This is a genomic window from Spirochaetota bacterium, assembly GCA_038043445.1.
In the GTDB taxonomy this organism is placed as follows: domain Bacteria; phylum Spirochaetota; class Brachyspiria; order Brachyspirales; family JACRPF01; genus JBBTBY01.
This window is the reverse complement of sequence record JBBTBY010000121.1, coordinates 1-5165: the sequence shown is the minus strand read 5'-3', so window position 1 is coordinate 5165 and position 5165 is coordinate 1. Positions and strand designations below refer to the sequence as shown.

At 54.8% G+C, this 5165-nt stretch carries 3 protein-coding genes; 1 reads left to right on the top strand and 2 read right to left on the bottom strand.

What is annotated here, in order from left to right:
- Positions 1-165: 165 nt before the first annotated feature.
- Positions 166-2478, bottom strand: coding sequence for a carbohydrate binding domain-containing protein (locus tag AABZ39_16410; GenBank protein ID MEK6796365.1), 2313 nt, complete (start codon positions 2476-2478; stop codon positions 166-168).
- Positions 2479-2499: 21 nt separating this feature from the next.
- Positions 2500-3513 (bottom strand): LacI family DNA-binding transcriptional regulator, encoded by a 1014-nt coding sequence (locus AABZ39_16405; protein MEK6796364.1) that lies wholly within the window; start codon positions 3511-3513, stop codon positions 2500-2502.
- A 157-nt stretch (positions 3514-3670) separates the two neighbouring features.
- On the opposite strand from AABZ39_16405, the gene fliD reads away from it, so the two are divergent.
- Positions 3671-5165: flagellar filament capping protein FliD (fliD, locus tag AABZ39_16400; GenBank protein ID MEK6796363.1), on the top strand; the 1495-nt coding region annotated here is incomplete at its 3' end.

The following is a 5165-nucleotide window of genomic DNA, read 5'->3' as shown; positions in this document are numbered from 1 at the left end:
AGCGGCAAAACGTTCGGCAGCCGTGGCATTCACTGGAATGACGATGCTCGCCGTGCGGTTTTCGTCAATAAGCGTGACGGGGAAAAGCGGCACCGTCAGGATCATGGCCGCTGCCAACCGGACGAACGTACGTATGGAGTGTGCTCGTTTCATATTCATTCTCCCCTACTTGATAATATACGCCCTCGTTCCGAGCGGCTCTATCGTATCAACGATCCTCCCTTCCTTCAAGACCGGTTTCCCTCTTCCGAACAGAGCCGACACTGCACCCTTCGCGCCCGCAGGCAGCGGAATGGAAACCGCCGCCTCTTTCTCGCTCACGTTCACCGCAAGCGCGTACGTCACGGCATCGACGACAGCGATCGCAAAGTCGACATCAGGATTTGACTTCACGTTCCATGTTGCATGACGCATCGCATCGGAAAGGAGCACCGGCGCAAGCGTGTTCATCTCGCTGTTCATCTGTTTCGTCTTTTCCCACAGATCGCTCTTTATGAGATTCCAGCCGGGGTCGTTCACTGAATAATAGAATATCCCGACAGCGCCGTGTATGAGCGATTGATAGATATAGTTCTCAAGATCGGCCGGTGTCGGCTTCACCCAGTTCGGCGGCATATCGAACGCCTGCACCACGCAGACAATGGGTTTCCCCGCGCGTTTTGCGCCGTCCACCCAATCACGCACCGCCGTTATCGGCTCCGGATTCTTTTTTTTCGGATACGGATCGACATACACCACATCCATACTTTCCTGCTGTTCCATGAAATGTTTTGAGGGCGGGAATATCACCGATGATGCAGGATGTACCCGAGTCCCTGCCTGCAGTATCGCGCGGAGTTCGACGAGGTCAGCGGGACCGACGCCCCAGACATCCGGTTCATCCATCGACCAGAATCCCAAAAGCGAAGGATGTTCCGCGAAGGCGGCGAGCTTGGCCCGCGTGTTCGAGAAATTCTCCCGCACCTTCATCCCGCCGTAGAGCGGCAGGCAATAATACAAACCGTTCGCCGTACAGCGATCGAGATGTGCCTTGAGCACTGATAATTCGTGAGTACCGCTGCCCTGCACCGCATTGAAACCGGCGGCGGCGAGCGTCGGATACTCTTTGTCATGGTTCACATGATAACCGCCGATGGGGAAGAACGGCTTGCCGTTGACGACATAATACCCCTGCTTTACCATCGATGGCCGCTCCACCACAATGGCCGTATCATTGGCAGCATGCGCTACCGCCCCCGATGCGTCCACCATGCGCGTCTTTATCTGATAGCGTGCCACTTTGTCCGACGAGAGGCGTATCGTCACCGGTATCGCTGCTTTGTCCACGGGAACGGCGGCGGGGGCCGCGACGGTCATCCCCGTATCCTCATCGATGACCTTGATCTCGATACTGCTGCCCTTGAACCGGGATACATCATCCGCATTGATCTGGAACAGAATGCGTGTCTTCAGTTCCGCGCCCGCATAGACAACGCGTGGATATACCTCAATATCGTACGGCACCGGCTCGGTAAAGCGGAAGTCCAGGTCATCGAATACGGCCTCACCGGAACCGAACATCCGCAAGAGGAGCATAGCCCGGGCGACATCGCGGGAGGCTCGCATCTTCACGCTCACCCGCTGCCAAACGCCGGCTGCGTTCATGGGCATTGAATACAAGCCGCCGGTCATATCACCTTTGTCATTGTACAGTTCAATTTTCAGCTTGGGGCTCTGTTCGCCGACGGCCATGCTTTTTACCCGTGCAGAAAAAACATATTCACGGTTTGCCGGGATATCGTTCACGGTGAATCCTGCAAAAGGGGATCTCTTTTTATAGTCGGGATTATCGATCACAAGACATGCGGAACCATCAATGCCGCCGCTCGCTGCGATCTTCCCCTCGGGCGGAAGTCTCCATCCATTGTTGCCCTGCTCAAAACCGGGGTTATCAAGAAGATTAGTATCCGGCATACGCGCCGCTGTCCGCCTGCGTGCGCCCTCGATATCCCCGCCTTCGGTAAGGCTCACATCATCGCTCCATGCCTGCCCTGAGAAATCCTCCATGCCCTGAAAATATATCTGCCCCGCGGCTGCATTCGTCCTGGTCTTCACGACAAGCGTATACTCGCCCCAGCCGGCATTGTTCCTTGTTTTCTGCCATGTGTAGGTAATGGTCTTTCCCGCTTCATCGATCTCGCGGAGCCCGCCCTGCATGACGCCGCCGCCGTCCGCCTTTGCCCAGAACGTGAGCGTATAGACGGTCGCAGGCTTGAGCGTGAACATCGATGATGTCACCACATTCCACTTGTCGCCGGGCTTGCCTTTCAGTACGAGAGAACGTTTTCCGCTGTGGGCGTCCTCCGCCCAGACATTTTCCCCGATGTTCCAGGCCGTCGGCTTTTCGATACCTTCCTCTGCACCGGGATTCAGTACAAGATTCTGTACACTGAACAGTGAAGATGCGGCCGCAAGCGCAGCGATGATGATCCGTTCCATGCTATCACTCCTCTATGAATTCTATCTGAAAACCACGTTCGGTACTATTGTCACGCCGCACGGCCCGTCAGAAAACAGATTCTCTGCGATGGCATCCGTCACGGCATCGATATCCTGGTCACCCGAAGATATAGGGAATGGATGATATTTCACCGCTTCGGTATTGTTAAAGCCCGCGACGAGCATATCCTTTCCCACGGCAATGCCGTTCTCAACGAGCCATTTCGCCCCGCCGAGCGCATAGATATCGGTGAAATAGAAAAGGGCCGCAGCATCGACCGCCTTCTCCATGAGCGAACGTGTCGTCGCATAGCCCGAAGCGAATCGGTCTTCCATGCCGTCCCGTGGTATTCTTGCAAGCGGGAACACATACCGCTCCCAGAGCTCGTCCTCGGGCATGTCGGGGAACACGCGCGTAAGTCCGGCGAACCGCGAATTCGGCGCATACGATTCACGATCATCGTCGATCAACAGCCTGAAGCGATCCCTGCCCTGTGCAATAAAATATCGGATGATCTTCTCAACACCGGCCGGTGTGTCGGAAATGATGTTGCGGTCGAGCGTTGCATTGTAGCCGAGGTAGTGCACGTCGTTCTCAATGAACACCTGCCTGAGCGCTGCACCATCTTCCGGTACACCGATGACGATGAACGCATCCGTACCGCGGTCGATCAAGTCACGTATACGCTCTGCCGGAACCCCGACAAGCGTTGTCACATAGGAGGAATATCCCAGACATTCAAGTTTTTCGATCAAAAGCAGCACGAGCGAGCGGATGTGCTCATCGGCACGATGTATCTCTTCGGTTATCACAATGGCGGCAGTATGCGTCTGTGCGCCATGTATCAGCTTATGACTGAATTTCGCCCGATAGTTCAATCGATGGGCTATCGCTTTCACGCGCTCTCGGGTAGCATCTGCAATGAACGTATTGGTCCTGCCGTTCAGAATGAGCGACACCGTCGGCACGGCTACGCCGGCTTCGCGGGCTATATCCTTAAGGCCGATAACTCGTTTTTTTGATATTTTGTTCATGTAAAGTAGTTTACATGTTAATAACTTTTGATCGATCTGTCAAGGTTTTTTGTGATATTTTTTGGGATATCACTATTCTCTTGGAATTACCTTGGAAAAATGATAATATAAAGAATAGAACAGCTCGATAATATGAACGGAGACATTATCGTATCCAATGGCGACAAATACTACCAGTATATACCTCGAAGAGACGCTCAAGAAGGCCATCGATGCCGAGGTGCAGAAAAAAAGCCAGCCTCTTGAGTCGGCGAAAAAACGGCGCACGCAATTCCAGCGCGAAGCGAGCGCCTATGAGTCCGTACGCGAAAAGCTCACCGTTCTCAACACTGCATCGAAAGAGCTATTCGGGTTCCGCTCGCCGTTCAAGACGCTCAAAGGTGTGGGCGAAGGCGTGGGTGAATTCTTCGACATTACTGCTGCGCGCGATGCCGAACGGACACCGCATACCGTTGAGGTGAAAAGCGTAGCAAAGAACCATAAATTCGCATCGCGTCCGGTGAGCAAGAGCGAGCAGATACCCGCCGGGCAATTCACCGTCCGTGTCGGCGGACAGGAACGCACCATCACGTTCAAGGGCGGAAGCCCTACGGCATTTGCCAAGGTGCTTGGAAAAGAGCTCGGCGATGAGTTGAAGCTCACGCTCGTGCAGAAAGACCGCGATAATCAGGTCATCGTATTCGATGTCATTAAGACCGGGATAAAGAACCGCTTTCAGGTGATCAAGGACGACAGCGGCGTGCTCAAATGGCTCGATCTCTTCGGTGAGCGGCGCAATCTCTATCTCGACTACACGTTCGCGAAGTCGCGAGAGAACGAGCTTACGGTGGAGAACGACGCGGAACTGAAATTCCAGATACGCGATGATGTTCTCACCCTCAAGCCGAAGAATAAGGTGTCCGTCGCGCTCACACGTGAAGCGGACGTGAAGCCGGGGCTTGTCATCGATCTTCTCATACGCGCCGTGCATACGCCGAAAAAGACGGCGAAAACGGACGGCGCAACGAACACGGGCGATGGAGCGGATACTATGACATCGGTACTGTCGAGCGATTCGCTTGCATTCGACAAACTGGCAGGCGTCACCTTCGGCGAGATAGTCATCGATGCGGAAACGGTGGTGCCCTTCGGCGACTGGGCGAAACCCAAGGTCGCCGCCGCGACGAACACGAATGCCGCGCCTGCTACGAATATGACCGCTGTCGTTACGAATGCCGCTCCCGAAAGCGGCGCGTTCAACGGCGCCATACTCGGCGTCGGCTACGTCGATGCGAGCGGAACGCCGAAAGAGAAATATTTCAGCATCACCAATGTGTCGGGTAATTTCCAGAAGTACTCCGTCGCCGTCGATACGCTCTTCGCGGAGGGGGATATCATACGCCGTGTAATATTCGCCAATCCGAACGACGAACACGAGGTGTCGTACCGGAAGGTGGTCGTCGAGAACCCGAAGACGGCCGAGACGATATCGAAATACCCGGTGCAGGACCCCGAGAACGCGAAGATAGTGTTCGACGGCGTGCAGATAGAGAAGGACAATAATGATATGAAGGATGTCGGCGGCGGTGTGACCGTCCATCCGAAGAAAAGAACGGACGGGGCGAAGACGTTCACGCTCGAGCCGGATAAAGAGGTCATCGTCGGGCGCATCG